The 25,200-nt window shown below is 59.3% G+C and carries 23 protein-coding genes, 2 tRNA genes and 3 pseudogenes; 9 read left to right on the top strand and 19 right to left on the bottom strand.

Features of this window, described 5'->3' with window-relative positions; genetic code table 11:
• Positions 1-25 precede the first annotated feature (25 nt).
• Together soxA and soxX are read right to left on the bottom strand one after the other, a co-directional pair.
• Positions 26-775 (bottom strand): sulfur oxidation c-type cytochrome SoxA, encoded by a 750-nt coding sequence (gene soxA / locus U5K34_RS01285; RefSeq protein ID WP_322566726.1) that lies wholly within the window; start codon positions 773-775, stop codon positions 26-28.
• A gap of 23 nt (positions 776-798) precedes the next feature.
• Complete coding sequence (gene soxX / locus U5K34_RS01280; RefSeq protein ID WP_322566725.1) at positions 799-1,260, bottom strand: sulfur oxidation c-type cytochrome SoxX; 462 nt, start codon at positions 1,258-1,260, stop codon at positions 799-801.
• 566 nt (positions 1,261-1,826) lie between these two features.
• Here soxX and U5K34_RS01275 point away from each other — a divergent pair.
• Positions 1,827-2,567 carry a PEP-CTERM sorting domain-containing protein gene (locus U5K34_RS01275; protein ID WP_322566724.1) on the top strand — a complete coding sequence of 247 codons (741 nt, stop codon included), beginning with the start codon at positions 1,827-1,829 and terminating at the stop codon, positions 2,565-2,567.
• A 319-nt stretch (positions 2,568-2,886) separates the two neighbouring features.
• On the opposite strand, the gene U5K34_RS01270 is transcribed toward U5K34_RS01275, so the two are convergent.
• From U5K34_RS01270 to U5K34_RS01220, 11 genes and pseudogenes are all read right to left on the bottom strand, one after another.
• Positions 2,887-2,963, bottom strand: a tRNA-Arg gene (locus tag U5K34_RS01270).
• Between the two features lie 360 nt (positions 2,964-3,323).
• Positions 3,324-3,416: transfer RNA gene (locus U5K34_RS01265), tRNA-Ser, on the bottom strand.
• Positions 3,417-3,473: 57 nt separating this feature from the next.
• Positions 3,474-3,668, bottom strand: coding sequence for a carbon storage regulator CsrA (gene csrA / locus U5K34_RS01260; RefSeq protein ID WP_322566723.1), 195 nt, complete (start codon positions 3,666-3,668; stop codon positions 3,474-3,476).
• 133 nt (positions 3,669-3,801) lie between these two features.
• On the bottom strand, positions 3,802-5,031 hold the full coding sequence (locus U5K34_RS01255; RefSeq protein ID WP_322566722.1) for an aspartate kinase: 1,230 nt from the start codon (positions 5,029-5,031) through the stop codon (positions 3,802-3,804).
• A gap of 134 nt (positions 5,032-5,165) precedes the next feature.
• Entirely contained in the window at positions 5,166-7,796 is a 2,631-nt protein-coding gene (gene alaS, locus U5K34_RS01250) for an alanine--tRNA ligase (protein ID WP_416223989.1), read from the bottom strand.
• Between the two features lie 16 nt (positions 7,797-7,812).
• Positions 7,813-8,253: a regulatory protein RecX gene (locus U5K34_RS01245; protein ID WP_322566720.1), complete on the bottom strand. Its 441-nt coding sequence runs from the start codon at positions 8,251-8,253 to the stop codon at positions 7,813-7,815.
• Positions 8,254-8,274: 21 nt separating this feature from the next.
• Positions 8,275-9,342: a recombinase RecA gene (gene recA / locus U5K34_RS01240; RefSeq protein WP_322566719.1), complete on the bottom strand. Its 1,068-nt coding sequence runs from the start codon at positions 9,340-9,342 to the stop codon at positions 8,275-8,277.
• A 488-nt stretch (positions 9,343-9,830) separates the two neighbouring features.
• Entirely contained in the window at positions 9,831-10,394 is a 564-nt protein-coding gene (gene thpR, locus U5K34_RS01235; RefSeq protein WP_322566718.1) for an RNA 2',3'-cyclic phosphodiesterase, read from the bottom strand.
• On the bottom strand, positions 10,387-10,893 hold the full coding sequence (locus U5K34_RS01230) for a CinA family protein (protein ID WP_416223988.1): 507 nt from the start codon (positions 10,891-10,893) through the stop codon (positions 10,387-10,389). The genes thpR and U5K34_RS01230 overlap by 8 nt, the downstream gene beginning before the upstream one ends.
• A 24-nt stretch (positions 10,894-10,917) precedes the next feature.
• Positions 10,918-11,229 (bottom strand): PilZ domain-containing protein, encoded by a 312-nt coding sequence (locus U5K34_RS01225; RefSeq protein WP_322566716.1) that lies wholly within the window; start codon positions 11,227-11,229, stop codon positions 10,918-10,920.
• Positions 11,230-11,796: 567 nt separating this feature from the next.
• A pseudogene (locus tag U5K34_RS01220) lies at positions 11,797-11,949 on the bottom strand (transposase); the annotation flags it as partial.
• Here U5K34_RS01220 and U5K34_RS15985 point away from each other — a divergent pair.
• Positions 11,949-12,161, top strand: a pseudogene (locus U5K34_RS15985) (HIT domain-containing protein); the annotation flags it as partial. The pseudogenes U5K34_RS01220 and U5K34_RS15985 overlap by 1 nt on opposite strands.
• A gap of 199 nt (positions 12,162-12,360) precedes the next feature.
• Here U5K34_RS15985 and phoU read toward each other — a convergent pair.
• The 5 genes from phoU to U5K34_RS01195 form a co-directional block, all read right to left on the bottom strand.
• Positions 12,361-13,092 (bottom strand): phosphate signaling complex protein PhoU, encoded by a 732-nt coding sequence (gene phoU / locus U5K34_RS01215; protein WP_322566715.1) that lies wholly within the window; start codon positions 13,090-13,092, stop codon positions 12,361-12,363.
• A 41-nt stretch (positions 13,093-13,133) separates the two neighbouring features.
• Entirely contained in the window at positions 13,134-14,000 is an 867-nt protein-coding gene (pstB, locus tag U5K34_RS01210; protein ID WP_322566714.1) for a phosphate ABC transporter ATP-binding protein PstB, read from the bottom strand.
• A 63-nt stretch (positions 14,001-14,063) separates the two neighbouring features.
• On the bottom strand, positions 14,064-14,996 hold the full coding sequence (pstA, locus tag U5K34_RS01205; protein WP_416223981.1) for a phosphate ABC transporter permease PstA: 933 nt from the start codon (positions 14,994-14,996) through the stop codon (positions 14,064-14,066).
• A gap of 7 nt (positions 14,997-15,003) precedes the next feature.
• On the bottom strand, positions 15,004-15,945 hold the full coding sequence (gene pstC / locus U5K34_RS01200) for a phosphate ABC transporter permease subunit PstC (RefSeq protein ID WP_322566712.1): 942 nt from the start codon (positions 15,943-15,945) through the stop codon (positions 15,004-15,006).
• 102 nt (positions 15,946-16,047) lie between these two features.
• On the bottom strand, positions 16,048-17,040 hold the full coding sequence (locus U5K34_RS01195; protein WP_322566711.1) for a PstS family phosphate ABC transporter substrate-binding protein: 993 nt from the start codon (positions 17,038-17,040) through the stop codon (positions 16,048-16,050).
• A 333-nt stretch (positions 17,041-17,373) separates the two neighbouring features.
• On the opposite strand from U5K34_RS01195, the pseudogene U5K34_RS15980 reads away from it, so the two are divergent.
• The 5 genes and pseudogenes from U5K34_RS15980 to U5K34_RS01175 form a co-directional block, all read left to right on the top strand.
• Positions 17,374-17,506, top strand: a pseudogene (locus U5K34_RS15980) (phosphate/phosphite/phosphonate ABC transporter substrate-binding protein); the annotation flags it as partial.
• A gap of 504 nt (positions 17,507-18,010) precedes the next feature.
• A complete protein-coding gene (locus U5K34_RS01190) occupies positions 18,011-18,454 on the top strand; it encodes a GtrA family protein (protein WP_322566710.1) in 444 nt (147 codons plus the stop codon).
• A complete protein-coding gene (locus U5K34_RS01185) occupies positions 18,451-19,632 on the top strand; it encodes a sulfotransferase (protein WP_322566709.1) in 1,182 nt (393 codons plus the stop codon). Before U5K34_RS01190 ends, U5K34_RS01185 begins: the two co-directional genes overlap by 4 nt.
• Positions 19,629-20,762, top strand: a complete 1,134-nt coding sequence (locus U5K34_RS01180; RefSeq protein ID WP_322566708.1) for a glycosyltransferase — start codon at positions 19,629-19,631, stop codon at positions 20,760-20,762. Before U5K34_RS01185 ends, U5K34_RS01180 begins: the two co-directional genes overlap by 4 nt.
• On the top strand, positions 20,759-21,460 hold the full coding sequence (locus tag U5K34_RS01175; RefSeq protein WP_322566707.1) for a polysaccharide deacetylase family protein: 702 nt from the start codon (positions 20,759-20,761) through the stop codon (positions 21,458-21,460). Before U5K34_RS01180 ends, U5K34_RS01175 begins: the two co-directional genes overlap by 4 nt.
• 31 nt (positions 21,461-21,491) lie before the next feature.
• Here the strand turns inward: U5K34_RS01175 and U5K34_RS01170 are convergent, their stop codons facing one another.
• A complete protein-coding gene (locus tag U5K34_RS01170; RefSeq protein ID WP_322566706.1) occupies positions 21,492-22,034 on the bottom strand; it encodes an Arm DNA-binding domain-containing protein in 543 nt (180 codons plus the stop codon).
• Between the two features lie 164 nt (positions 22,035-22,198).
• Between U5K34_RS01170 and mutS the strand changes: the two genes are divergently transcribed.
• Positions 22,199-24,760 carry a DNA mismatch repair protein MutS gene (mutS, locus tag U5K34_RS01165; protein ID WP_416223980.1) on the top strand — a complete coding sequence of 854 codons (2,562 nt, stop codon included), beginning with the start codon at positions 22,199-22,201 and terminating at the stop codon, positions 24,758-24,760.
• A gap of 102 nt (positions 24,761-24,862) precedes the next feature.
• Entirely contained in the window at positions 24,863-25,186 is a 324-nt protein-coding gene (gene fdxA, locus U5K34_RS01160; RefSeq protein ID WP_322566704.1) for a ferredoxin FdxA, read from the top strand.
• Positions 25,187-25,200 lie beyond the last annotated feature (14 nt).

Below are 25,200 nucleotides of genomic sequence, written 5' to 3'. Positions count from 1 at the left end.
AAAAAGTGTCGTTAGTGAACCGCCCTCAATGGCGAACGCCCGGTGTTTCAATCGGCAACCCGTTGCCACGGGCGCTCATATACACTTCCAGATCGATATATTCCTGTGACCCCGGCTCGTAAGGCATCGCCCGCAGGGTGCCATAGCAACCGATATATTTCTCGTGCAGGCTCATAATCGAGCCATCGGTAATCCGGTAAATCGGGAACCCGTTGATCTGTGCCTGATTGAGTATCTGGCCGCGCAGGCGCTGGCCAACATACATCTCATGACAATGCACGCAGGCCATATCACGTTGACCGATACGGGTATGAAAAATCTCCTTGCCTGCTTCGTAATGCTCACGCATCGGTCCACTGACATCCACGTTCACCTTCTCACCCCGGGCGAGATAACGTACAAAGGTCTCCAGCGCAATCAACTCGTCGGCATTATAAAGCATCGGAAACTCTTCCTGCCGATCCGCATAGCACTGATTGATCTGACTTTGTAACGTCACCGGACCACGTTGTGAATCATACTTTGGATAAGCCGCGATCTGCTCGGGATCGAGTTTTTCCCCGTTGTCACCATGACAGGTTGCGCAGGACTTACCATTGAACCCCGATTTCTGGAAAAGCTCGCGTCCGAGATCGACGGTCATCATGCCCGGATTGGCAAAATCATCATCCTGCATTTCTTTCAGCTCATCACTCAGCAGTTCATAACTGGACTGCGGTTCCAGTGCAAACAGCGAGCCGGGCAACATCAACAGGGCAAATGGTAAAAGCCGCATAAACCGATTCACCATCTCACACCTCATTTCAGTGTCATCAGATAAGCCACCACGTCTTCCACTTCCTGGGCGGTAAGCACCGTGGTTTTGTAGGCCGGGTGGGGTCGATGGTATTCGCCGGGCCGCTTGTACAAAGCCGGCATAATGGTGTTGGGATTGATCCGTTGCTCGTTAACGACTCGCAAGCGCAGCTGGCCCTCGCTCAACCGGGAACCGACGCCATCGAGCGGGGGCGCAACGGTACCGTGCATGGGTTCCTCGGGAATCGGCATGTGATGGCAGGCCAGACAATTACCGCTATCGCGATCGATCACCACCGCCTTGCCCCGGACCGGATCGCCCTGTAATCCGCCAAGCGGTTCGGGAATGGCATCGCCCACCGCTTGCCACTCGACATACTCTGATTCATCGGCAAACAGTACGGCCGGATACCAGAGAATGAAGAATGATAGAAACCACGGGATTTGCCATTGAAATCGCATCATAATGATAATCCTATCATTTTGCTCAGGGCAGGCAAGAGAGAGATTGATCTGCATCAACCTTACCCCGTATTGCTTCACTCATCCCCTGATTCAAAACGGGTTGACAGAAATTGATGGACAGGCCGCACGGTACAAAACAAGCGCTCCCCAAAAGTCGAAATAGTTAACACCTTATAAAACTCCGTTACCACTACTAACAGCCGTCAAAACCGTGTCGATAGCAATAAATCAGGCTTATCCATTCTCCCGGCGTCGAAGAAACTTACACTCATAATTCAGCTCGAGGAGTGTATTGTGGAGAGAGTCCCCTCCACCATTTCAGCGACAAACCGGTCCAGCGATGAGCGAAGGTAAGCCGGAAAGAATAATCACTATATTTTCAAAAAGTTAAATCAGCTCGCAGATAAACCATGCTGTTTATCTCTAACTGTGTCATTAATCTCCCGGAAAAATGGTCATAAAATGGGTTGTGCGGCACATATCTTGCTTTGAGTATCTTGTTCATACACGGAATCCGGGTCGACAGACTTGCTTATAACCAACCAAGAATAACAGGACGCGATATTATGGACTTTAAAGTTAAAAAACTCGGTCAATTACTTGCGATAATGGCGTGTTGTGGTCTGGTACTGACATCGGCCAGGGCGGTCATTATCGACGATTTCGAGGATGGAAACATCACCGAATATAGCTCAACCGGTACTTCTCTGGCAGCCACAGGCATTGTCGATGGCAGCCATGCCCAGGCCGGCAGCTTCGGGCTGGGCATGGGCACTGATCTGGGACTGCAAAACGATTGGCTTTATCGCACGGATATCTCCATCTCGGAAGGTAATGTACTCTCTTCCTGGGTCAGATTTGGCAATTCAGGACGCGCCTATCTCGGCTTTGGCGCCGATGCGAACGGAACCCAGAGTTTTGTACTTGCTCCCAACACCGAAGACATACGATTTCAGGACAACTTTGGATACGGCTTCTCAGAACTTGATATTTCGAGTCAGACATTTTCATTTAACCGCTGGTATCGTGCCGAGGTTATCTGGAGCACAGGCGGCGCTGTGACCGGCAACCTGTATGACAGTGACGGTACTACCCTGCTCAATACCGTCAACTCCAGCGTCAGCTACTCGTCCACGGGCGGTTTGGCATTGCGTGGATTCAGTAACGTGTCATTTGACACCATCGAGCTCAATCCCGCTGCCGTTCCCGAACCGGCGACCCTCGCACTGATGGCGTTGGGTCTGTTCGGTATCGGCATCACCCGCAATAACAGGCGACGCGCACCGAGATCAACCCACGGCGCCTGAGTCAGTCTCAACAGACGCCCCACAGCCCGACAGGCGCAGGGAGATGAAAACCCGCCTGCCCCCTTCGGGGCCGCCGTACCAAGACCGATAACGACAAAAGCCCGCATAAAGCGGGCTTTTATCGTTATATGGCGCGCCCGGAAGGATTGACGTGAGGCCATCCCTGGCCTCACGCCCCTGCGGGCGACACTTTGTGTCGTCCAAATCGGCTTTCCTGCCGATTTGTCGAACCGGCCATTTGAAGTCGGAGGTTCGTATCCGGCTGGTACAACGGATAAAACAAAAAAGGCCACCCGAAGGTGGCCTTTTTTGTTTTATATGGCGCGCCCGGAAGGATTCGAACCTCCGACCGCCTGGTTCGTAGCCAGGTACTCTATCCAGCTGAGCTACGGGCGCATTAGAACAGGGGCTAGGTTCTAGTCGCTAGTGACTAGTAACCCCAGATCGTCAGGGAAGGCGCAATATACTGATTATCGGAACCAGTTTCAAGCCAAACCCCACCTAGCCCCTAGTAACTAGAACCTAGAGACTGAATAAAAAGGCCGCCCCCAGGGCGGCCTTTTTATTCGATATGGCGGAGAGAGAGGGATTGTCTCGGGGCCTTCCCTGGCCCCGAGCCCTTCGGGCGCCGTCGCTCACGCTCCGGCGACCAAATCGGCTGTCCCTGCTGATTTGTCGAACCGAAGGGTTCTCATCATGGCCTCCCATCACCTGATAATTAAAAAGGTCACCCTTGGGGGTGACCTTTTTAATTATTGGCGGAGAGAGAGGGATTCGAACCCTCGATGGAGCTATTAACCCCATACTCCCTTAGCAGGGGAGCGCCTTCAGCCACTCGGCCATCTCTCCGGGACCCCGTTTTACCGGGGAGCAAAGGATACTAGGGCCGGGGGCCGAGGTAAAGTCTCAGCTGCCGGACTCCTGGGCGCTGCTGTCTTCTTCGCTCTTGATCCGCTCGTAAATCTCTTCGCGGTGGACGGAGACATCCTTGGGGGCATTGACACCGATGCGCACCTGGTTGCCCTTGACACCCAGTACTGTCACGGTGACTTCGTCGCCAATCATGAGTGTTTCACCCACCCGTCTGGTCAAAATCAGCATTTCAATCTAACTCCTTTTCGGATAATTCAGTAAGTTCTGTCCTTCGGCAGGCCTGATAGCGGGCAGGCTCAAACCTAGGTATCGTCAATGCGTCACTAAACTTTAGTAAATAAACAGCGGCAAAACACCGGATTTATACCGCCATTTCCTGCTCAAGCCCGAACGCGCCGTGCAGGGAGCGTACGCCCAGTTCCAGGTACTTTTCTTCGACCACCACGGAGATTTTGATTTCTGAGGTGGAAATCATCATGATGTTGATCCCCTCCTTGGCCAGGGTCTCGAACATCTGGCTGGCCACCCCGGCGTGAGAACGCATGCCAACGCCAACCAGTGAGATTTTAACAATCGATTTGTCGCCGGCAACCTCGCGCGCACCCAGTTTTTTGGCAATCTCCTGCAGCAGTTTCAGGGCCTTGTCGTAGTCATTGCGATGCACCGTGAAGGTGAAATCGGTGGTTCCGTCCGCCCCCACGTTCTGGATAATCATATCCACTTCGATATTGGCGTCGCCAATCGGCCCCAGAATGCTGAATGCCATACCGGGCTGATCCGGAACGCCCAGGATCGTCAGCTTGGCTTCATCGCGATTGAAGGCGATGCCGGAGATGACAGGTTGTTCCATATCCGCTGCTTCCTCATAGGTAATGAGTGTACCGGGGCCTTCCTCAAATGAGGATAGCACCCTTAAATTGACATTATATTTGCCGGCAAATTCCACCGCGCGGATCTGCAGGACTTTCGAGCCCAGGCTGGCCATCTCCAGCATTTCCTCGAACGTGATGCGCTGCAGGCGCCGGGCTTCGGCCACCACCCGTGGATCGGTGGTGTAGACCCCGTCCACGTCAGTGTAAATCTGGCATTCGTCCGCCTTGAGGGCCGCGGCCAGCGCCACCGCGGTGGTATCGGAGCCGCCACGGCCCAGGGTGGTGATATTGCCGTCTTCGTCGCGCCCCTGAAAACCGGCCACCACCACGACCCGACCCTGCTCCAGATCGGTACGCATGCGGCTCTCGTCGATATCCAGAATCCGCGCCTTGGTGTGTGCACTGTCGGTCAGGATATGCACCTGCGAGCCGGTGTAGGAGCGGGCCGGATAGCCACGGGCATTGAGTGCCATACTCAGCAGGGCAATGGTCACCTGCTCGCCGGTGGAGACCAGCACATCGTACTCCCGCGGATCGGGCTGGTCACTCACCTGATTGGCCAGCTCGATCAGCCGGTTGGTCTCGCCGCTCATGGCGGAAACCACCACCACCACGTCGTGGCCGGCCTGGCGACTGGCGATCACCTTCTCGGCGACATTTTCGATTTTCTCGACATTGCCGACCGAGGTGCCGCCATATTTTTGAACAATAAGAGCCATAACACCTTTACGCTGTGCCCAAAGGGCGCAAATTAAACACTAGTTGGCAAAAGATTGGAAGGCGCGAACCGCTCGGATAGCAAAATGCAACGGCCAGGAGACCGTTCTACAGCCGATGGGTCAGAAGAACCGATTCAACCGGCGAGCTTTTCGCGCACCCACTCGGGCACGCTGGCCAGGGCGGCATCCAGTCCTTCGGGCTGGCTGCCGCCGGCCTGGGCCATGTCGGGACGACCGCCGCCCTTGCCGCCGACCTGTTGCGCGACCATATTCACCAGTTCCCCGGCCTTGAGTTTGTCGGTGTGGTCCTTGCTCACGCCGGCCACCAGCGCGACCTTGTCGCCGCTGACCGTGGCCAGCACCACGGCCGCCGAACCCAGCTTGTTCTTGAGCTGATCGACGGTCTCGCGCAGCGACTTGGGGTCGGCGCCGTCGAGGCGCGCCGCCAGCACCTTGAGCCCGTCGATCTCCCGGGCCTGGGCGGCAAGATCGGAGCCCTGGCTGCTGGCCAGTTTGGCCTTGAGCCGCTCCACCTCTTTTTCCAGCTGGCGGTTGTGTTCCAGCGTCTGGCGAACCCGCTCGGCCAGTTGCTCGCGCGCGCCCTTGAACATCCCGGCCAGCTCCTCCAGCTGGGCTTCGTTCTCCTCCACCCACTGCAGGGCCCGCTGGCCGGTCATCGCCTCGATACGACGCACCCCGGCGGCCACGCCGCCCTCGCTGATGATCTTGAACAGGCCGATATCGCCCGTGCGCTCGACATGGGTGCCACCGCACAGCTCCATGGAGAACTCGCCCATGCGCAGGACCCGCACCGCTTCGCCGTATTTCTCGCCGAACAGGGCCAGCGCGCCGGCGGCAATCGCGGCATCCGGCGCCATGACTTGCGTTTCGACCGGATGATTACGCCGGATATGCGCGTTGACCAGCGTCTCGATCTGCTGCAACTGTTCGCGGCTGATCGGCTCGAAATGGGAGAAGTCGAAACGCAGGCGATCGGCGTCCACCAGCGAGCCTTTCTGGGTGACATGCTCGCCGAGTACCTGGCGCAGCGCGGCATGCAGCAGATGGGTGGCGGAATGGTTATAGGCCGTGGCCTGACGGCGTTCGGCATCCACGCTCGCCTCGACCTGTTCGCCGGTTTTGATCGCCCCTTCACTCACCTTGCCGAAATGCAAGAAGACCTTGCCGCCCTGCTTGCGGGTATCCTCGACCGTGAACTTGCCCCCGGCCGACTGCAGCCGGCCACGATCGCCCACCTGGCCACCGCCTTCGGCGTAAAACGGGGTGCGATCCAGCACCAGCATGCCGGCCTGGCCCTGATCCAGTTCCTCCACCGGCTGGCCGTTTTGATAAATCGCCTCGACCGTGGCCGGGCCGGCCAGCTGCTCGTAACCGGTAAACTCGGTCTCGCCTTCCACCTGCACGGCTTCGCCGTAATCGACGTCGAACTGGCTGGCGGAACGGGCCCGCTCACGCTGGGCGGCCATGGCCTTGTCGAAACCGGCCATATCCAGTTGCAGACCGCGCTCGCGGGCGATGTCGTTGGTCAGATCCACCGGGAAGCCGAAGGTGTCGTACAGTTTGAAAATGGTCTCGCCGGGAATCGTCTGATCGGGCAGATCCGCGATCGCCTGATCCAGGATCTGCATGCCCTGATCCAGGGTTTCGGCAAAGCGTTCCTCTTCCTGCTTCAAGACTTTCTCCACCATGGTCTGCTGTTTGACCAGTTCGGGATAGGCCTCGCCCATCTCTTTGGCCAGGGGTTCAACCAGTTGATGGAAAAAGCCCTGTGCCGCCCCCAGTTTGTGACCGTGACGAATCGCCCGGCGAATGATCCGCCGCAGCACATACCCGCGCCCTTCGTTGGAGGGCATCACGCCATCGACGATCAAAAAGCTGCAGGAGCGGATGTGATCGGCGATCACCTTGAGGGAGTTGTCCTGCTTGTCCTTGCAGCCGGTCACTTTCGCCGCGGCATCGATCAGGCGCTGGAACAGATCGATCTCGTAATTGCTGTGCACGCCCTGCATGACCGCGGCCAGGCGCTCCAGTCCCATGCCGGTGTCCACCGACGGCTTGGGCAGCGGATTGAGGGTGCCGCTTTTGTCCCGGTCGTACTGCATGAAAACCAGGTTCCAGATCTCGATATAGCGATCGCCGTCCTCGTCGGGACTGCCGGGCGGGCCGCCGGGCACCCCGGGACCGTGGTCGTAGAAAATCTCGGTACAGGGACCGCAGGGGCCGGTATCGCCCATGGACCAGAAATTATCGCTTTCGTAACGCTTGCCGCCCGGCTTGTCGCCGATGCGGGTAAAGCGTTGCTCGTCCACGCCGATTTCCTTGAGCCAGATATTGGCGGCGTCTTCGTCGTCCTGATAGACGGTGACCCATAACTTGTCCGCCGGCAGTTTCAGCGTCCCGGTCAAAAACTCCCAGGCATACCCGATCGCCTCACGCTTGAAATAATCGCCGAAGCTGAAGTTGCCCAGCATCTCGAAAAAGGTGTGATGGCGGGCGGTATAACCGACGTTTTCCAGATCGTTGTGCTTGCCACCGGCACGCACGCAGCGCTGGGAGCTGACCGCCCGCTTGTAGGGGCGCGGCTCCTGGCCGAGGAAGGTCTCCTTGAACTGCACCATGCCGGCGTTGGTAAACAGCAGGGTCGGATCATTGGCCGGCACCAGCGGGCTGGAGGCGACAACTTCGTGGCCCCGCTCGCGGAAGTATTCCAAAAAGGCTGTACGTAATTCAGCACTGCTGTTCATCATGGGTATCCCAATCTCAGTCATCATCCCGCACCACGTTTTGAATCTGCTCGGTGGTAAATCCGCGCTGCTGCAAAAAGCGCATCTGCCGGGCTTTTTCCCGGTATTCCCCGGGTAAAGCGGCCCCGAATTTCCTGACGCGCACCTCCCTGGCCAGATCGATCCAGACCGGGCTGCGTTCATCCAGGTATTGGGAGATCAGCGTCTCGCTGACACCTTTTTGCGACAGTTCGGCAATGATCTTGCGCGGCCCGGAGCCCCGGGTCTGCCGGGAATGCACGAACGCTTCCACGAACCGTTCGTCACTCAACAGGTTTTCATCCGCAAGGCGCTGCAATGCCGAGTCGACCTCTTCTTCGGCATACCCCTTGCGCACCAGCTTTTGCTGCAGCTCGCAGGTGCTGTGTTCGCGGCGGGACAACAGATCCATCGCCGCTTCACGGACGCTTTTAGCCATCTCGAAACGGCGTCACCGGATTCAGGCTTCGGCTTCGGCCTCTTCCAGCGCGCTGTCATCGGGCGCGTCGGCCTGAACCTCTCCCTGAGTCTCAGCCGGCCCGGGCAGCAGCTTATTGCGGATCTGGGCTTCGATCTCCTGCGCCATTTCCGGATGCTCCTTGAGGAAATTCCGCACGTTATCCTTGCCCTGACCGATGCGATCGCCGTTATAGCTGTACCAGGCGCCCGATTTATCCACCAGCCCTTCCTTGACACCGAGATCGATGATCTCGCCCTCGCGGGAGATGCCTTCGTTATACAGCAAATCGAATTCCACCTGCTTGAAGGGCGGCGCCACCTTGTTCTTCAGCACCTTGACCCGGGTCTCGTTACCGATGACCTCGTCACCCTTTTTGATCGAACCGATACGCCGGATATCCAGCCGCACGGACGCATAGAATTTGAGCGCGTTACCGCCGGTGGTGGTTTCCGGGCTGCCGAACATGACCCCGATCTTCATGCGGATCTGATTGATGAAAATCACCAGGGTATTGGAGCGCTTGATGTTGCCGCTCAGTTTACGCAGTGCCTGGGACATCAGCCGTGCCTGCAGGCCGACATGGGTATCGCCCATATCGCCCTCGATTTCCGCCTTGGGGGTCAGTGCCGCCACCGAGTCGACCACCACCACGTCCACCGCGCTGGAGCGCACCAGCATGTCGGTGATCTCCAGCGCCTGCTCGCCGGTGTCGGGCTGGGAGACCAGCAGATCATCCACGTTAACGCCCAGGCGGCCCGCATACTGGGGATCCAGCGCATGCTCGGCATCCACGAAGGCCGCGGTGCCGCCGTGTTTCTGGCATTCGGCGATCACCTGCAGGGTCAGCGTCGTCTTACCCGAGGATTCCGGACCGTAGATCTCCACCACCCGGCCCTTGGGCAGGCCGCCCACGCCCAGGGCAATATCCAGCCCCAGCGAACCGGTGGAAATCGCCTCGACATTGCGCACCGCCGAGGTATCGCCCATGCGCATGACCGAACCCTTGCCGAACTGTTTTTCGATCTGGCTCAGTGCCGCACTGAGTGCTTTTTTCTTGTCTGCATCCATGGTATTTCTCCTGTAATGTATCGAATGAAATCGCTCCCTGTGTCCTGGCTCACGTCTAATGGCACCTTCAGCAAGGCGAGAAGCGGCCAGATGCAAGGCGCTTGCCCGCAGGGGTAGCCATCTACCTCAAGGGCAAGCAACGCCGCAGATGGCCGCTTCTCGCCTTGCCCGAAGGGAGCCACCGAGCCGCGCCATTGCTGTGTTGCAGCGCTTGACAAGGGAGTCGCCATTGCCTGCGCACTGCGCCTTGCACTGGCGCGGCTCGGTAGCTCTGAAGGCGTCATTAGACGTGAGCCAGGACACGATCCCACGCCCACTCGTAACCCGGCGCCATTATTTCACACAACCCCGGCCACGGCCTAGCCTCGATTTGCCCCGGCCCGTCGTCGCCCGCCCCCCTGCCCGCCTTTACAACACAACCACCGAAAACACCGAAGCCACGGAACAACCTGTACAGGTCACAGTTTTTTTCAGTGGCTTCGGTGGCTTCAGCGCAGTCGATGGTTTTCTTGAGGGTCCTGACCGATCAGCGGCCAGCGTTGCAGGATGCGATATTCCGCTCCGCTCGGCCGGGTTTGGGATTCGACCAGCACGAACTCATCAACCGGCCACAACAGCGGTGGTTCAAGTCCCTCGCGCAACGGCGGTCGGCGCAACTTGCGCGCCAGAGTCAGATGGGCCTGCCAGGGCCGTGGATCAATGGGAAAACCGCACTCGCCCAGCCCCTGCCGCAACTGGCTCACCAGGGCCAGCAATGGCGGCGGGCTGCTGTCGGGGGCGATCCAGCCAACCCGGGGGCGGGACCAGAAGCCGAGCCGGGAGAAGCAGAGAGTAAAAGCCTCGGCCCGTACCTCGTCGGCGACGTGCCCGGCGCAGGCGCGCCGTTCGGCATCGGTGGGGCCAAGATAAACCAGGGTCAGATGAAGTTGTTCGCGCTGCAGCAGGCGGGCCTGGCGCCGATCGAACAATGCCCGGGCGACATGTTGCAGGCGGTGCGCCAGTTCGGGCGGCGGCCACAGGGCAAAAAAGAGACGCAGGCGGGGCTCATTCACCGATCAGCTCAAGGATACCATCCAGCGCCCGGACCACCGCCTGGCGGCGCACATCATCGCGGTTGCCGTTAAATACGCAGTGCTCGCTGCTGATCGACGTGCCGTCACCGGCAAGCCGCTGCGCCCAGCCGAACCAGACCAGTCCCAGCGGCTTGTCGGGCCGTCCGCCACCGGGGCCAGCGATGCCGCTGACCGACAGGGCCAAATCGGCCCGGCTGTGGCGCAGCGCTCCCTCGGCCATGGCCCGCACCGTCGGCTCGCTGACCGCGCCGTGTTCGTCCAGCACGGCGGCCGGTACCGCCAGCTGTTCCTGCTTGGCCTCATTGGAATAGGTGACAAAGCCGCGATCGAACCAGGCGGAACAACCGGGAACATCGGTTAGCAGCTTGGCAATCCAGCCGCCGGTACAGGACTCGGCGGTGGTCACTGACAATGAGCGTGGCTCGAGCCGTTCGCTGATCCGGTGGGCCAGCGCCAGCAACATTTCATCACTCGGGATTCGGCTCATCGTCCCCTGTCCGCCTTACTCATTTTCATCGAAGACACTGGTAATAATAGCGCCGATTTCGTAACCGTCCCCCCGCCGCTGTTTGGCCATGCGCACCACCCGAACCATCGCATGCAGCGGCGCGGTCACCTGCTTTTCCGCCGCGATTCGGATCTCCACCGGCGTATCAACCGGAATCTCCTCGGCGGCGATGAACATCATGCCGCGCCCGCTGAGATTGGCCAGTCGTCCGATCTGCTCGCTCCCGGCGCCCTGCGGCTTGAAGTGGATATCGCAATCCACCTCGACGCGAATGAAATCGCGCTTCTCGTCATAATCCCTCGGCATCCGGCCTCCCCCGTTTTGACGTCTTGCGCCGACGTTTTCTTATTAATTACAGCGAACTGTATGGCAGCCACCGAATCGGCGCAAGCCGATTCAGGGACGAGTGACGAGAAAAAGCGATAGTGTCTTTCTTGCCTTTATGCCCGGCACAATGCCTTCCTGGCTCTAAAAGCAATTTAATTCTTTGCGTCCTTTGCGCCTTTGCGTTCTCTGCGTTATTTCCAGCTTTGCCGGACAGGAGAGTTCACTGTGCGGGGCAAAGCCGATAAACTCCCAGCCCCCATTACCCATTACTCCTGCCGCATAGGCGTTACACCATTGTTTTACAAGGATAGTTTTAAGAACGCCGCATAAAAGCTACACTATACTCAGCCAGTGACCTTGCTCCCACCGGTTCCGGCCGATGCGGTTCCCGAAGAAGCTTGCGGCCTCCGGGAGGGCGCTTTTCGCCGTCAAAGAGGTAGATCGGGCCGGCCTGACCGTTCGTGTGACCAGCCCGGAGCGCACCCCGGTGGAGGTTTCGCACCTGGAGTCCCTGCGCGCGTACCGGCCGCGCAAGCCGCACTATCTGATGCGCAGCCGGGGTACCAGCGCCGCCAGGCGGGCAATGAAATCCAGCGCCTCAAAGATCACATGCGTGGTGCCGTCCCGGTACGGCGTCTTGAGCTGGTAACGGATGTTGCCATTCGGCGTGAGTGACAGCCGCTTTTCCGACACCGCCGGACATCGGGGAAGGCAACCGGGAACTGGTCGGTCACCTGTACTGGGTGGCGGCAAAACTGGCGAAGGATATGGGCTTTGCAAACGACGGCTATCGGACAGTGATGAACTGCGGAGAGAATGCAGGCCAGACGATATTTCACATCCATCTGCACCTTTTGACAGGCAAGCCTCTGGGATGGCCGCCCTATGCCGATAATACAGAAAAGGGCTGAGACTTTTTGATCTGGGAGCTGCCTTCGCAGCCTTCAGGAGCTGGTGCAGAGCCTGGCTGGGGGCAAGTGTTCAGAACCGTAGAGCGCCATGGATGGCGCGACCGAGCCCTACAGGGACGTATTAACGGGCGTGTTCTGAACATTTGCCCCCTGCCAGGCAATAACTCCCAACCAACAGACCACAGAGGCGGAAACTGAATTACCGGCCGACGACCCGTTCAGTCTCATCCATGGGCGTGTGACGAACATCCTCGCCCTCGACAAGAAAAATCACATGCTGGGCGATGTTACAGGCGTGGTCACCGACCCTTTCCAGAGATCTCAATACCCACATAATGGAAAGACAACTGGAAATGCTTCTCGGATCTTCCATCATATATGTCACAAGTGAGCGGGTCGCAGCCTTGTATTCTTCATCGACACGCTTGTCTTCCTTGATGATGCGCAATGCCATTTCGGTATCGAAACGCGCGAACGCATCAAGAGCGTCTCTGACCATTGCGACAACGTGCTGGGCAATATGCCGGGCCTCAACATATCCCCTGGGCGCTGCCACGAAGTTGTCGCTCTCATCAAACATTGATAACGCGAACTTGGCGATCTTTTTCGACTCATCACCGATACGCTCAAGGTCTGAAACCATTTTTACCACTGAAATCACCAGGCGCAGATCGCTGGCAGTTGGCTGCCGTTTTACGATCACCCGGTTGGCTTCCTCATCGATCAGCAATTCCAGTTGATCAACTTCTTTGTCCTTGACGCGGGTGGCTTCCGCCAATTCGTAATCGTGGTTTTCCAGGGCCTCCATGGCTTTGACGATCTGGTCTTCGACCATACCACCCATCTTCAGGAAATCGTCGCGAAGCTGGCTCAGCTCGGTGTTGAACTGCTGTGATATGTGCTGTAAATGGCTTTCATGACTTGTGGACATAATAAATCTCCGGTTCGGCTCCTGCGGCAATAATATCGGTCTTAACCAAAGCGACCGGTAATGTAGTCTTCCGTGCGCTGGCACTTCGGCCGCTGAAAGAGATCGTTGGTCTCGTTGTATTCAATCAGCTTGCCGAGGTACATGTAAGCAGTATAGTTGGATATCCGCGCTGCCTGCTGCATATTGTGGGTCACAATCAGCACCGTCACTTTGCCGGTCAGCTCGTTAATCAGATCTTCTATTTTCGCAGTGGCGATGGGATCCAGCGCTGATGTGGGCTCATCCAGCAGAAGGATTTCGGGTTTGACCGCCAGCGCGCGGGCAATACACAAACGCTGCTGCTGGCCGCCTGATATGCTCAGAGCCGGATGGTGAAGCTGGTCTTTGACTTCATCCCACAACGCCGCCTGTCTCAGCGAGGTTTCAACAACTTCGTCGAGGGTCTCACGCTTGCGGATGCCACGGATTTTCAGGCCGGCGATCACGTTCTCGTAAATCGACTTCGGGAAGGGGTTCGGTTTCTGGAACACCATGCCGACCCGCATCCGGACAATGTTAGCGTCCAGGTCAATCAGGTTTTCATCTTCCGGTAACAGATTGATGGAACCCGAGTATTTCACCCCCTGATAGAGGTCGTGCATGCGATTGAAGCAGCGCAGCAACGTGCTTTTACCGCAGCCCGAGGGGCCGATCAGCGCCGTGACTTTCTTGTCCACCAGCGGCATGCTGACATCGTCAATCGCCTGGGTGCCATCGGCGTACCAGAATTTCAGGTTGGATACCCTGGCCCGCAACGCGCCTTCTGGCTCAAGGTACCAGTGTTCACGGGTTTCACTGGGTTTCGCGGTACGTCCACCCTGATGGGCGGACTCACTGATTTGTATGGTAGACGTTTGATCCGTACTCATGGGTCGCCCCTTTTTAAACCTATTGATTAATTAGTTCATCCGAACAATGTGACACGTGTTCGGTCAGGACTTTCGGGCCCGATAGCGAATATAAATAGCCAGTCCATTCATCGCCAGCGTCATTACGATCAGTACGGCACCGGCCGCCGCCGCCGTAATCTGAAAGTCGGCTTGCGGCCGGGAGACCCAGCCAAACATCTGGATCGGCATAACCGTAAACGAACTGAACAGCCACTCAAAATTCAGGAACGGAGGCTCGCCACTGACCGGCGACGGCGGCAGGAAAGCAATATACGAAAGCGCGCCAATGGTGATAACCGGGGCAGTTTCACCAATCGCACGGGAAAGCCCGACGATCCCACCAGTGATAATGCCCGGCTTGGCGGCCGGAAGGATATACAGAGACATGGTCTGCCACTGGTTGGCGCCAAGGCCATAGGCCGCTTCCCGCAGTTCGCCGGGAATTGAACGTACCGACTCCCGGGTGGAAACAATGACAATCGGCAGTATCATCAGCGCCAGCACAAGCCCCGCGACCAGCACCGTCTCGCCCATCCCGAAAGTCTGGACAAACAGCCCGAGCGCCAGCAGGCCATAGACAATCGAAGGAACACCGGCCAGATTGGAGACGTTGATTTCAATAATGTCGGTAAACCAGTTCTTGGTGGCGTATTCCTCCATGTATAACCCGGCACCAATCCCCAGCGGGACAGCGACAACGGCCGTCACCAGCATAACCATGATGGTGCCAACCCAGGCGGAAAGAATACCGGCTTCCATGGGCTTTCGCGATGGAAAGCTCGAGTAGAAGTCCGGGTTAGTCCACTGTGGCGCCCCGCGGATAGCCAGATCAAGAAACAGTGCCAGCAGGGTCGATATGGCAATGAACAGAACGATAATGCCCAGGGACGCAAAGATAATGTCTTTGGAATGATTCTTTCTGGAAATCGACGCGTAATCGATACCGCTTTGGATGTTTGTAGCCAATGTGTTCATAGTCACCTCAGTAAGCCTGGCGGTAGCGCTTGCGCAGGAAGAAACCGATCAGGTTGAAAACCAGCGTCAGCAGGAACAGCACCAGACCGGCCGCAAAGATCGACAGGTAAGCAATGGAGCCATGGCTGACATCGCCGAGGCTGACCTGCACAATAAAGGTGGTGATCGTCGCCGCGCCTTCCATCGGGTTGAAGGTGAAGTTTGGCATCTGGCCCGCAGCAATGGCCACTACCATGGTTTCACCCACGGCTCTGGACATGGCGAGAATAAAGGCGGCCGTGATACCGGATATGGCTGCTGGAATCACTACCTTTACAGCGGTGTGGAAGCGGCTGTAGCCCAGGGCGTAAGCGCCTTCACGAATGCTGTTGGGCACCGCCCGCATGGCGTCCTCACTCAGGGAGGTGGTGTAGGGCAGTATCATGATTCCCATCACCAGACCCGGCGCCAGCATATTGAAGCCCGGTAGTTCCGGAAAAATAATCTGCAGCAAAGGTGTCACAAGAAAAAGGGCGAAGTAGCCATAAACCACGGTAGGAACGCCTTCCAGCAACTCCAGTATCGGCTTGACCGATTCCCGGACTTTATCCGGCGCGTACTCGCTGAGATACACCGCCAGGGTCAGGCCAAAGGGAATCGATACTCCCAGGGCAATACCCGACACAACGAGGGTGCCCGACAACAACGGCCAGATGCCAAAGGTCGGCCTGGAAAACATCGGCGTCCAGCTGGTGCCGGAGACAAACTCCCACACCGAGACATCTTCAAAGAATTTCAGAGCCTCACTCACCAGCACATACACAATACCGATGGTAACAAACACGGACACCGCCGCTGCTGCCATCAGCACGTATTTTGCGGTCTTATTGACCGTTTCACGCCTGCGGAGAAAGTGTGCGGACACCTGAACCCCGGAGGACTCAGGGCGCGCAGAATTGGGATTAGCCATTGGTTTTACGCCCAGCTTGGATTACAAAAAAATGACAGCGCGCATAATAACAGAAGCGAAGGCATGCTTGCCTCCGCCTCTGCTGACTTTCAATAAGCCTGCTCAGTAGTGCTTTTTGCGGTTCAGTGTTTCGACCACATCAACGCCTACTTCGGAGCCCTGGTAAGCCGTACCAACTTCGCGGTCGTTCAGAACCCGCAGAGCTGCTGCACGAACTTTCTGGCCGTTGGGCACATAGCCAACCTCGCTGATCAGCTCCTTGTTTGAGTCGCGATAGATGAACTGAAGGAACTCTTCAACGTAGTCCTTTTCCATTACCGAAGACTTTTTGGCATAGAAGTAGAGCGGACGGGTCAGCGGCTGGTATTCGCCATCACCGGCGCTCTGCATGCTCGGCTTGACCGGCTTACTGCCTTTCCAGGAGATCGGAACAGCCTTCAACTTGTTCTCGTTCTCCAGATAGTAGGCCAGGCCGAAGAAACCGAGAGCCTCTTGAGTGTTGGCAACACCCTGTACCAGCACGTTGTCGTCTTCACTGGCGCTAAAATCACCGCGACTGGAATGCTCTTCACCAACAATGGCGGCGGTAAAGTAATCGTAGGTGCCGGAGTCGGTGCCTGCACCGTACAGAACCAGGTCACGATCCGGGAAACCGTCGCGAATCTGGTTCCAGTTGGTGATCTTACCCTGAGCTTCCGGCTCCCACATTTTCTTGAGCTCTGCCACAGTGAGGTAGTCGACCCAATCGTTTCTGGGGTTGATTACAACACTCAAAGCATCCATGGCGATCGGCAGTTCGATAAATTCAATGCCGTTTTTCTTGCACTGTTCAAGCTCACCTGGACGGATCGGACGGGAAGCGCCGGTAATGTCCGTCTCTCCGCGACAGAATTTCTTGAAGCCGCCACCGGTGCCGGACAGGCCTACAGTCACCCGGATCTCGCCGCGATGCTTCTTACCGAACTCTTCAGCCATTGCCTCGGAAATCGGGAAAACGGTACTTGAACCATCCACCTGGACGGTATCCACGGCATAGGCACTCTGGGCAGTCAGGCAGCCGGCAAGGACAGCACTGATCAAAAGATATTTTTTCATGTTTCTCTCCAATTTGCGTTCAACGCTTTTAGGTTTTCCAAGCACTTTTAGGTTTTCCAAGCACTTTGCGAGAGGTGATTTACAGCTCGCTTCAAGCACTGCGAGAACTCTAATGAAGAAAAATGACAGAAAGATGACAAGGTGAAAAAATCCTGTTTTTCTTGCAGACACCGCGAAGGCCGTTACCATGCGAAGCATTACAACAATTCCAGAGGCAAAAGGGAGTCCCTATGAGCGACCTTGATGATGACAGGCCTATCCCCCGTAGCGAACTGATTACCCAGATCGTCCCCCTGCCCTCGGACACCAACTGAAACCGGATGGAGTCCGATACAGTACCAGGACAAAAACGGCGACCTGATCGCCGATATTCCCTCGGATCCTGCCAAACAGGTAGACCCTACCCACCCTGATCTTTGCCTACACCCCGGTAGAAGACCTGGCGGTTTATCGTGAAGTCTGGTCTGGAGTATAAGAAGAATAAACGCCCTTTTCCGGACCGGTCAACCGGTTATTCAGCGATGGAGGTGGAACGCGTGGCCCTCCACCATCCCTAAATCCTGCCCCATTCAGTCCTCGCCAGCAAAAAAGCCTCCCGTCCCAGCGTCCCGTTTCGGGCCATCCCCGGCGGGCGGCCAGCCGGTACCCTGCCGTGTGCCTGTGAGTAACAGCATCCGGGGTCGAACGGGAGCGGTGGCGTTAGCCGAATAGCGTGCCAGGTGGCGCCCGGCTTTCGGGTAACGGGAAGGGCTCGCGGGTTTCGTCTTTACTCTTCAAGTGATCGAGAATCCTCTTGATCACCACCGGGTCTTGCGTCTGGCGGGTCGACGCCACCATGCCCGAGGTCAATACAGGCCGCTCTACACTGGTGCCGGCAAACCTGTAGACCGAGACAGGATGCGAGCTGGCTTTCCCCTCGCCGAATCGTTAGAGTCTCCGCTGTCCACCACCCTTACCGCATAAGCCCAGCATGTTCGCTCGTATCATTCGATCCACCAGCCGACGGTCCACTTTCGCCCGCTTTACGATGGTAGCCGGCAGCATCGCCCTGATCGACATTGGCCTGCTGTATGGACTGCACGAAGGGGCGGGGGTGGATATCTTTATCTCCCGGCTGTTTTCCTATCTCGCCGCGATGACCGCGGGCTATTTCCTCAATCGGCATTTCACCTTCCATCAGCACGAGCGCTTCCGCACGATACTTCATGACCTGGGGCGCTTTTATGTGGTTTTCTCCGGCGGTGGGCTGCTCAATTATGGGGTGTTCGCGCTGGTGGTGATGCTGGGGAGGCAGGCCGGTCTCAAGCCCGGTGTCGATTTCTGGCTGCCCCTGCTCGGCGTCTGGCTGGGCGGCATGGTGGGCATGGGCTTCAATTTTTTCGTCTCCCACAAGCTGGTCTTCGACGATCAATGATCACACTGCGCGTACTGCTGGAAAGCCTTCCAAGGCACCTGGGCTGGTGGCTTCAGGCGCTGGCCGGCTGGCGCCACCCCTGCGCGCCGCTACGGCCCCGCCGGCTGGTGATGCTTGTGCTCGGTTTTCCGCTGTTTGTGCTGGTTCAGGGCATCCACGGCGTCTGTCTGTTGCTGGACGAGGTTTTGTTTCCCCGCTACCGGCGGGTGGAGATCGGGCAGGCGCTGTTCATTACCGGTATTCCCCGCAGCGGCACCACGTTCCTGCACCGGACGCTGGCCACCGAGCAGTCCCGCTACACCACGATCACCACCTGGGAGGCCTTGCTGGCGCCCTCGATTCTGCAGCGCCGGATAGTGGAGCTGTGCGCGGCGCTTGATCGGCGGCTCGGGGGTTTTGTGGCGCGCGGCCTGCGGGCGCTGACCCGACGCCTGGCCGGCGAGCTGGCGGACATTCACGAAGTGGGCATGGAAGCGGCCGAGGAAGACTATCTTGCGCTGCTGCCCGCCGGTGGCTGTTTCATTCTGCTGCTGGCCTTTCCGGCGGCGCCAGGGCTGCGTCAGCTTGGCCATATGGATGACGACATGCCGCCAGGGCGGCGGCAACGGATGCTGCGGTTCTACCATCGCTGCCTGCAGCGTCATATTTATGCGGATGGCGGGCAGCGGCGACTGCTTTCCAAAAACGCCGCGTTCGGCAGCTGGATCCAGGGCCTGAGGCAGATCTGTCCGCAGGCGCGATTCATTCTGTGTGTGCGCGAGCCGACATCGGCCCTCAGCTCCCAGATCAGCTCGATCCGCAGCGCCCAGGCCCTGTTCGGCGCCCGGGTCGACGGCGAGGCGTTGCAGCGGATTTTTCTGGATCAGTTCGAGGCCTCCCTGCAACACATGGCCGATATACTGCCCGACTGGCCCGAGCAGCGCGCCGTCGTGGTGGACATGGCCGATCTGCGCCGCGCCCAGGCGGCGGTGATCCGCGCGCTGCTGGCGCAACTGGCGCTGCCCGTCGGCGATGCGCTGGCCGCCCATCTGGCGGGGCTCCCCGCGAGCACCGGCCGCAGTCGCCATCAACACCGTAGCGGGGACCTGGCCATTCCTGCCGAGGAGTTGGCGCAACGGCTGCTGCCCCCTTACTATCGTCTTCTTGATCTACCACAACGAGTCGGAGTGCCCGAGTGAATCATCCGCCCAACCCGCCCAGCGATGAGGCCCTGCCCGTGGCGTCTCTGCGCATTGCCTTCTTCTCCGACTCCCTGCCGGAACGCAACGGCACCGGGGCCTATTACCATGATCTGCTGCCGCATCTGCTGCCGCGTGTCGAGGCCGCCGAGGTCATCCAGCCGCGCCCGCGGGGCCGCTTCAGCCTGCTGTCCGTGCCACTGCCGGGCGACCCCACCCAGCAGCTGGTGACCCCCAGCCTGCCCCGCATCCGACGCCAGCTGCGGGCGTTGCGACCGAACATTATCGTCTGCGTCACGCCTGGCCCTTTCGGCCTGCTTGGCATGTGGGCGGCGCGCCGGCACCGCTGCGGGTTCATCTCGGCCTATCACACCGATTTCGAGGGCCTGGCCGACCTGTACTGGGGGCCGCTCAAGAAGCGGATCGTCAACGGCTTCATGCGGGGCGCCAACCGTTTCATCAGCCGCCGCAGCGGCACGGTGCTTGTCAACAACAGCGGCCTGGCCGATGACGTGACCGCCCTGGGCGCGCCCGCCGTGGACGTTATGGGCACGCCGCTGGAACCCGGCTTTCTCAACACGCCGGCGGCGGCATCGCCGACCGCACTGCGGCAAGTGTGCTTCGCCGGGCGGCTGGCGGCGGAGAAGAACATCGACAGTTTTATCGACGCCGCCCGCCAACACCCCGCGCTGCAATTCGTCATCGGCGGCGATGGCCCGCTGCGAAAGAGCGTGCAGGCGGCCGCCGACGAACTCGACAACCTCAGCTATCGCGGCTGGCTCAGCCGCGAGGCGCTGCGCGCGTTGATCGACGAATCCAGCCTGCTGGTCCTGCCCTCCCACATGGAGACCTTCGGCACCATCGCCCTGGAGGCCATGGCCCGAGGACGGCCGGCGCTGGTGTCCGAGCATGCCGGCATCCACGACTGGCCTGATCTTGCCGACGGGCTGTTTACGCTGCCGGCGGGTCAGTCCGTCGCCGACGCGCTCACCTCCCTGGTCGCGGAACCCGCCGCCGTGTGGCAGCGGAAAAGCAGCCATGCCCGCGAGGCGGCCGAGGCGCTGAATCGCCGCACGGTGGATCAGTGGCTGACGGTGCTCGCCCGGCACGCCCGGGGAGGGCGTGCGTGAAGGCGCTGATCAGCATTCACGACGTCATGCCCGAGACCCTGGACCGGGTCGAAGCCCTGATCGAGCGGCTGCGGGCGCGGGACAGGACCGCCATCACCCTGCTGGTCGTGCCCGGCCGGGCCTGGGACGAGACCGACATCGCCCGGCTCGCCGCCTGGTCCCGGCAGGGCATGGAACTGGCCGCTCACGGCTGGCAGCATCACGCCCGCAGGATTCATGGCCTCTGGCACCGACTGCATGCCCTGTTCATCTCCCGCGATGCAGCCGAACATCTGGCCCTGACCACCGCTGAAATCGAACAACTCATGCGCGACAGCGCTATCTGGTTCGAGGCCCACGACCTGCCAACGCCCACCAGCTACATACCCCCTGCCTGGGCGCTGGGCCGCCTGCCCCGAGCGCGTCTGGCCGCGCTGCCCTATCAACAGGTGGAAGTCACCCGGGGCGTCATCGACTGCCGCAGCGGACGGTTGCATGCCCTGCCACTGGTGGGCTTCGAAGCGGATACCGCCTTCCGCGCCGCCTTCCTGCGCTGCTGGAACCGCTTTCAGGCCCATCAGGCCCGCCGCAGCGGCCGACCGTTAAGGATCGGGATTCACCCCGGCGATGCCGAACTTCGCCTCGCCGACCAGCTCGCCGAATTCATCGACGGCCACTGGACCAGCCACCGCCTGGACGACCGCGCCGCCGTGTTCTAGGAGACGCGGTTGTCGCTTGCCGGGGGTCTTGCTACCGACGGCGATGCGTAAGCGAGCCGTGTCGCCCCGCCGGAGTATAAATCGCCATAGAGGATTCTGCGCGTCTCGGACTGCCCTTCGGTTTTCGTGCACCGGCGATGACCTTGCCGCCTGGAGAATTCCGGTCTTCGATATATTGGGTCAGGTAGGACTCTACGAGCTTCTCAACCGTGAAGGACTTTTCAACTGACTCTACTTGCCTCTTCTCCAATTCCTGGGCCTGCTCCCGTTCCTGCTGCTTCTCCTCTTTGGCCTTAGTTGCCGGGCAACACCCCTGGCGGCGAATTTGTTTCAGTTCCTGGAGTTTCAATCTCGCTTCGGCCAGGGAGGTCTCCGGGAAGTTGCCGATTTTCACCTGAACGAGCTTTGAGGTGATCGGGCTGGTATAGCGATAAAAAAATGTTTTCACTCCGGTAGCCCCGCATTTCACTCGCAACCCGATGTTTTCTCCCGTGTCGGGCTTAATCTTATCTCCCGGCCTCATCGCCTCCACTGTTCTGGAAGATAGAGGTTTGGTACCCTGCACTGTTGCCATTGGCATCCTCTTGAATTGATATCCGTTTGTCCGGCGCGACGGAAAAAGTGTAACTTTTGGATTTCAGCAAAAGTTACACTTTTTCGTGAGACTCAATGAGATGTTAAGAGACGACGAAAAAACGATAAATGCATAAAATTCAATGAGTAGAGCATCATAACGGCATGAGTTCATCAGGAAAGAATTCACAGCATACGCCGATGATGCAGCAGTTTCTGCGCATCAAGGCGGAGTATCCGGATATTCTGCTGTTCTATCGCATGGGCGATTTTTACGAGCTGTTTTACGACGACGCCAAACGCGCGGCCAACCTGCTCGACATTACCCTGACACAACGCGGCCAGTCGGCCGGCGAGCCGATCCCGATGGCCGGGGTGCCCTATCACGCGGTGGAAAGTTATCTCGCCCGCCTGGTGCGCCAGGGGGAGTCGGTTGCCATCTGCGAACAGCTCGGCGATCCGGCCACCAGCAAGGGCCCGGTCAAACGCGAGGTGGTGCGCATTGTCACCCCCGGCACCCTGACCGACGAGGCGCTGCTGGAAGAGCGGCGCGATAATCTGATCGCCGCGCTGTATCGGCATAAGGATCAGTCCGGGCTGGCCTGTCTCGATTTGAGCAGCGGCCGTTTCAGTGTCCAGCAGCTGGACGGGGACGAAGCTCTGCACTCGGAACTGGTCCGTTTGCAGCCGGCCGAGTTGCTGGTCGACGAACAACGGGATAATCACTATCCGGGTCTGCGTACCGCGGCGATCAAAACCCGCGCACCCTGGCACTTCGAACACGACAGCGCCTATCGCCTGCTGTGCGATCAGTTTCAAACCCAACATCTGGCCGGCTTCGGCTGTGACGACTGGCCGCAGGCCATTGCCGCCGCCGGCTGCCTGTTGCGTTATGTGCAGGAGACCCAGCGCGGCCTGTTGCCGCATCTGCACGGACTGATCACCGAGCAACGGGAACAGAGCCTGTTGCTCGATGCCGCCACCCGCCAGAACCTGGAACTGGAACAGAGCCTGTCCGGCCAGCACAACCACACCCTGGCCGGTATTCTGGATCGCTGCGTCACGCCCATGGGCAGCCGGCTGGTGCGCCGCTGGATCAACCGGCCGCTGCGCGATCACGATCGGCTGCGCCAACGCCAGGCGTTGATCGGTCTGTGGCTGGAATCCGATCGCTATCTGCCGCTGCGCGATGCGCTCGGCCAGATCGGCGATATCGAACGCATTCTCACCCGCGTCGCGCTGAAATCGGCCCGCCCGCGGGATCTGGTGCAACTGCGACACGCGCTCGCGATCCTGCCCGAACTGCGCGAGCAACTGGCCGCACTCGAGGCCGACCTTCCCCTGCTGGCGGAACTGTACGAACAGGCCCGGCCGTTTCCGCAGTTACATGACCTGCTCAATAGCGCCCTGATCGAACAGCCGCCCATGCTGATCCGCGACGGCGGGGTCATCGCCGCCGGTTATGATCCCGAGCTGGATGAACTGCGCGATCTGCAACATAACGTCGGCACCATTCTGGCCGAACTGGAACAGCGCGAGCGTGAGCAATCCGGCATCGCCAATCTCAAGGTCGGTTACAACCGGGTCCACGGTTATTACATCGAGATCAGTCGGGCGCGGGCCGAATCGGTGCCCGATCATTATCAACGGCGCCAGACGCTCAAGGCCGCCGAGCGCTATATCACGCCCGAGCTCAAGCAGATCGAGGACCGGGTGCTGAGCGCCAACGAACGGGCCCTGGCCCGGGAAAAGCAGCTGTATGACGCGCTGCTGGACACACTCAACACGCAACACCGGCCGCTGCAGGCCTGCGCGGGGGCTCTGGCGCAACTGGATGCCCTGAGCAACCTGGCGGAGCGGGCCGCCACGCTCGATCTGCGCTGTCCGCAACTGGTCGACCAGGCCGGGTTGCAGATCCGGGGCGGTCGCCATCCGGTCATCGAGCAGGTGCAGGCCACGCCGTTCACGCCCAACGATCTGGAACTGGACGAGGCGACCCGCATGCTGATCATCACCGGCCCCAACATGGGCGGCAAATCGACCTACATGCGCCAGATCGCGCTGATTACCCTGCTGGCCCATATCGGCAGTTATGTTCCGGCCGACTCGGCCGTCATCGGCCCGGTGGATCGCATCTTCACCCGCATCGGCGCCGCCGACGATCTGGCCGGCGGCCGCTCCACCTTCATGGTGGAGATGACCGAAACCGCCAATATCCTGCACCACGCCACGGCCAACAGCCTGGTCCTGATGGACGAGGTCGGCCGCGGCACCAGCACCTTCGACGGCCTGTCGCTGGCCTGGGCCAGCGCCTGGGAACTGGCCACCCGGCTCCAGGCCTATACCCTGTTCGCCACCCACTATTTCGAGATGACCCGGCTGCCCGAGTTGCTGCCCCATTGCCGTAATGTCCATCTGGACGCCCGCGAGCACGGGGATCAGATCATCTTTTTACATCAGGTCCAGCCCGGCCCCGCCAGTCGCAGTTACGGTCTGCACGTGGCCTCGCTGGCCGGCGTGCCACGCGCAGTCATCGATCGGGCCCGGGAAAAGTTGCAGCAACTGGAACAGGGTGAGTCCCCGGCGCCGGCAACGGCCAGCGATCCCACGCCGGTCACGCCACCGCCGGCGGCCCTGCAGGCACTGGCGGAGCTGCAACCGGACGAGCTTTCCCCGCGCCAGGCGCTGGACGAACTCTATCGGCTGAAAAAATTGCTGGATACGTAACCGGGCTCGCACGCCGCCCGACTTTCACGCTAACATAGACTATTGGATTGCCCGCCGGACCGCCGGGTTCGGCATTCGTTGACTGATTTAAGGAGCCCGCGCATGACTTACGTAGTCACCGACAACTGTATCAAATGCAAGTACACCGACTGCGTTGAGGTGTGTCCCGTCGACTGCTTTCACGAAGGTCCCAACTTCCTGGCGATCGATCCCGAAGAATGCATCGACTGCACCCTGTGCGAACCGGAATGCCCGGCCGAAGCCATTTTCGCCGAGGACGATGTGCCCGCCGGCATGGAAAACTTCATTGACCTCAATGCCGAGCTGTCCCGGGAGTGGCCGGTGATCGTGGAAATAAAAGATCCCCCGGCCGACGCCAAGGAGTGGGACGGCGTACCGGACAAGCTCCAGTATCTGGAACGCTGAACCCTTTTGTGCGT

It is taken from the genome of Thiohalophilus sp., from assembly GCF_034521165.1.
Taxonomy (GTDB): Bacteria; Pseudomonadota; Gammaproteobacteria; order UBA6429; family Thiohalophilaceae; genus Thiohalophilus.
This window is presented reverse-complemented; position numbering and strand designations above follow the sequence as displayed.

Excerpts from the sequence above, each read along its gene's own strand:
- soxA (WP_322566726.1), bottom strand. The coding sequence starts at position 775 with ATGCGGCTTTTACCATTTGCCCTGTTGATGTTGCCCGGCTCGCTGTTT.
- soxX (WP_322566725.1), bottom strand. The coding sequence starts at position 1,260 with ATGATGCGATTTCAATGGCAAATCCCGTGGTTTCTATCATTCTTCATT.
- U5K34_RS01275 (WP_322566724.1), top strand. The coding sequence starts at position 1,827 with ATGGACTTTAAAGTTAAAAAACTCGGTCAATTACTTGCGATAATGGCG.
- csrA (WP_322566723.1), bottom strand. The coding sequence starts at position 3,668 with ATGCTGATTTTGACCAGACGGGTGGGTGAAACACTCATGATTGGCGAC.
- U5K34_RS01255 (WP_322566722.1), bottom strand. The coding sequence starts at position 5,031 with ATGGCTCTTATTGTTCAAAAATATGGCGGCACCTCGGTCGGCAATGTC.
- alaS (WP_416223989.1), bottom strand. The coding sequence starts at position 7,796 with ATGAACAGCAGTGCTGAATTACGTACAGCCTTTTTGGAATACTTCCGC.
- U5K34_RS01245 (WP_322566720.1), bottom strand. The coding sequence starts at position 8,253 with ATGGCTAAAAGCGTCCGTGAAGCGGCGATGGATCTGTTGTCCCGCCGC.
- recA (WP_322566719.1), bottom strand. The coding sequence starts at position 9,342 with ATGGATGCAGACAAGAAAAAAGCACTCAGTGCGGCACTGAGCCAGATC.
- U5K34_RS01225 (WP_322566716.1), bottom strand. The coding sequence starts at position 11,229 with ATGCCGAGGGATTATGACGAGAAGCGCGATTTCATTCGCGTCGAGGTG.
- phoU (WP_322566715.1), bottom strand. The coding sequence starts at position 13,092 with ATGTCCACAAGTCATGAAAGCCATTTACAGCACATATCACAGCAGTTC.
- pstB (WP_322566714.1), bottom strand. The coding sequence starts at position 14,000 with ATGAGTACGGATCAAACGTCTACCATACAAATCAGTGAGTCCGCCCAT.
- pstA (WP_416223981.1), bottom strand. The coding sequence starts at position 14,996 with ATGAACACATTGGCTACAAACATCCAAAGCGGTATCGATTACGCGTCG.
- pstC (WP_322566712.1), bottom strand. The coding sequence starts at position 15,945 with ATGGCTAATCCCAATTCTGCGCGCCCTGAGTCCTCCGGGGTTCAGGTG.
- U5K34_RS01195 (WP_322566711.1), bottom strand. The coding sequence starts at position 17,040 with ATGAAAAAATATCTTTTGATCAGTGCTGTCCTTGCCGGCTGCCTGACT.
- U5K34_RS01190 (WP_322566710.1), top strand. The coding sequence starts at position 18,011 with ATGTTCGCTCGTATCATTCGATCCACCAGCCGACGGTCCACTTTCGCC.
- U5K34_RS01185 (WP_322566709.1), top strand. The coding sequence starts at position 18,451 with ATGATCACACTGCGCGTACTGCTGGAAAGCCTTCCAAGGCACCTGGGC.
- U5K34_RS01170 (WP_322566706.1), bottom strand. The coding sequence starts at position 22,034 with ATGGCAACAGTGCAGGGTACCAAACCTCTATCTTCCAGAACAGTGGAG.
- mutS (WP_416223980.1), top strand. The coding sequence starts at position 22,199 with ATGAGTTCATCAGGAAAGAATTCACAGCATACGCCGATGATGCAGCAG.
- fdxA (WP_322566704.1), top strand. The coding sequence starts at position 24,863 with ATGACTTACGTAGTCACCGACAACTGTATCAAATGCAAGTACACCGAC.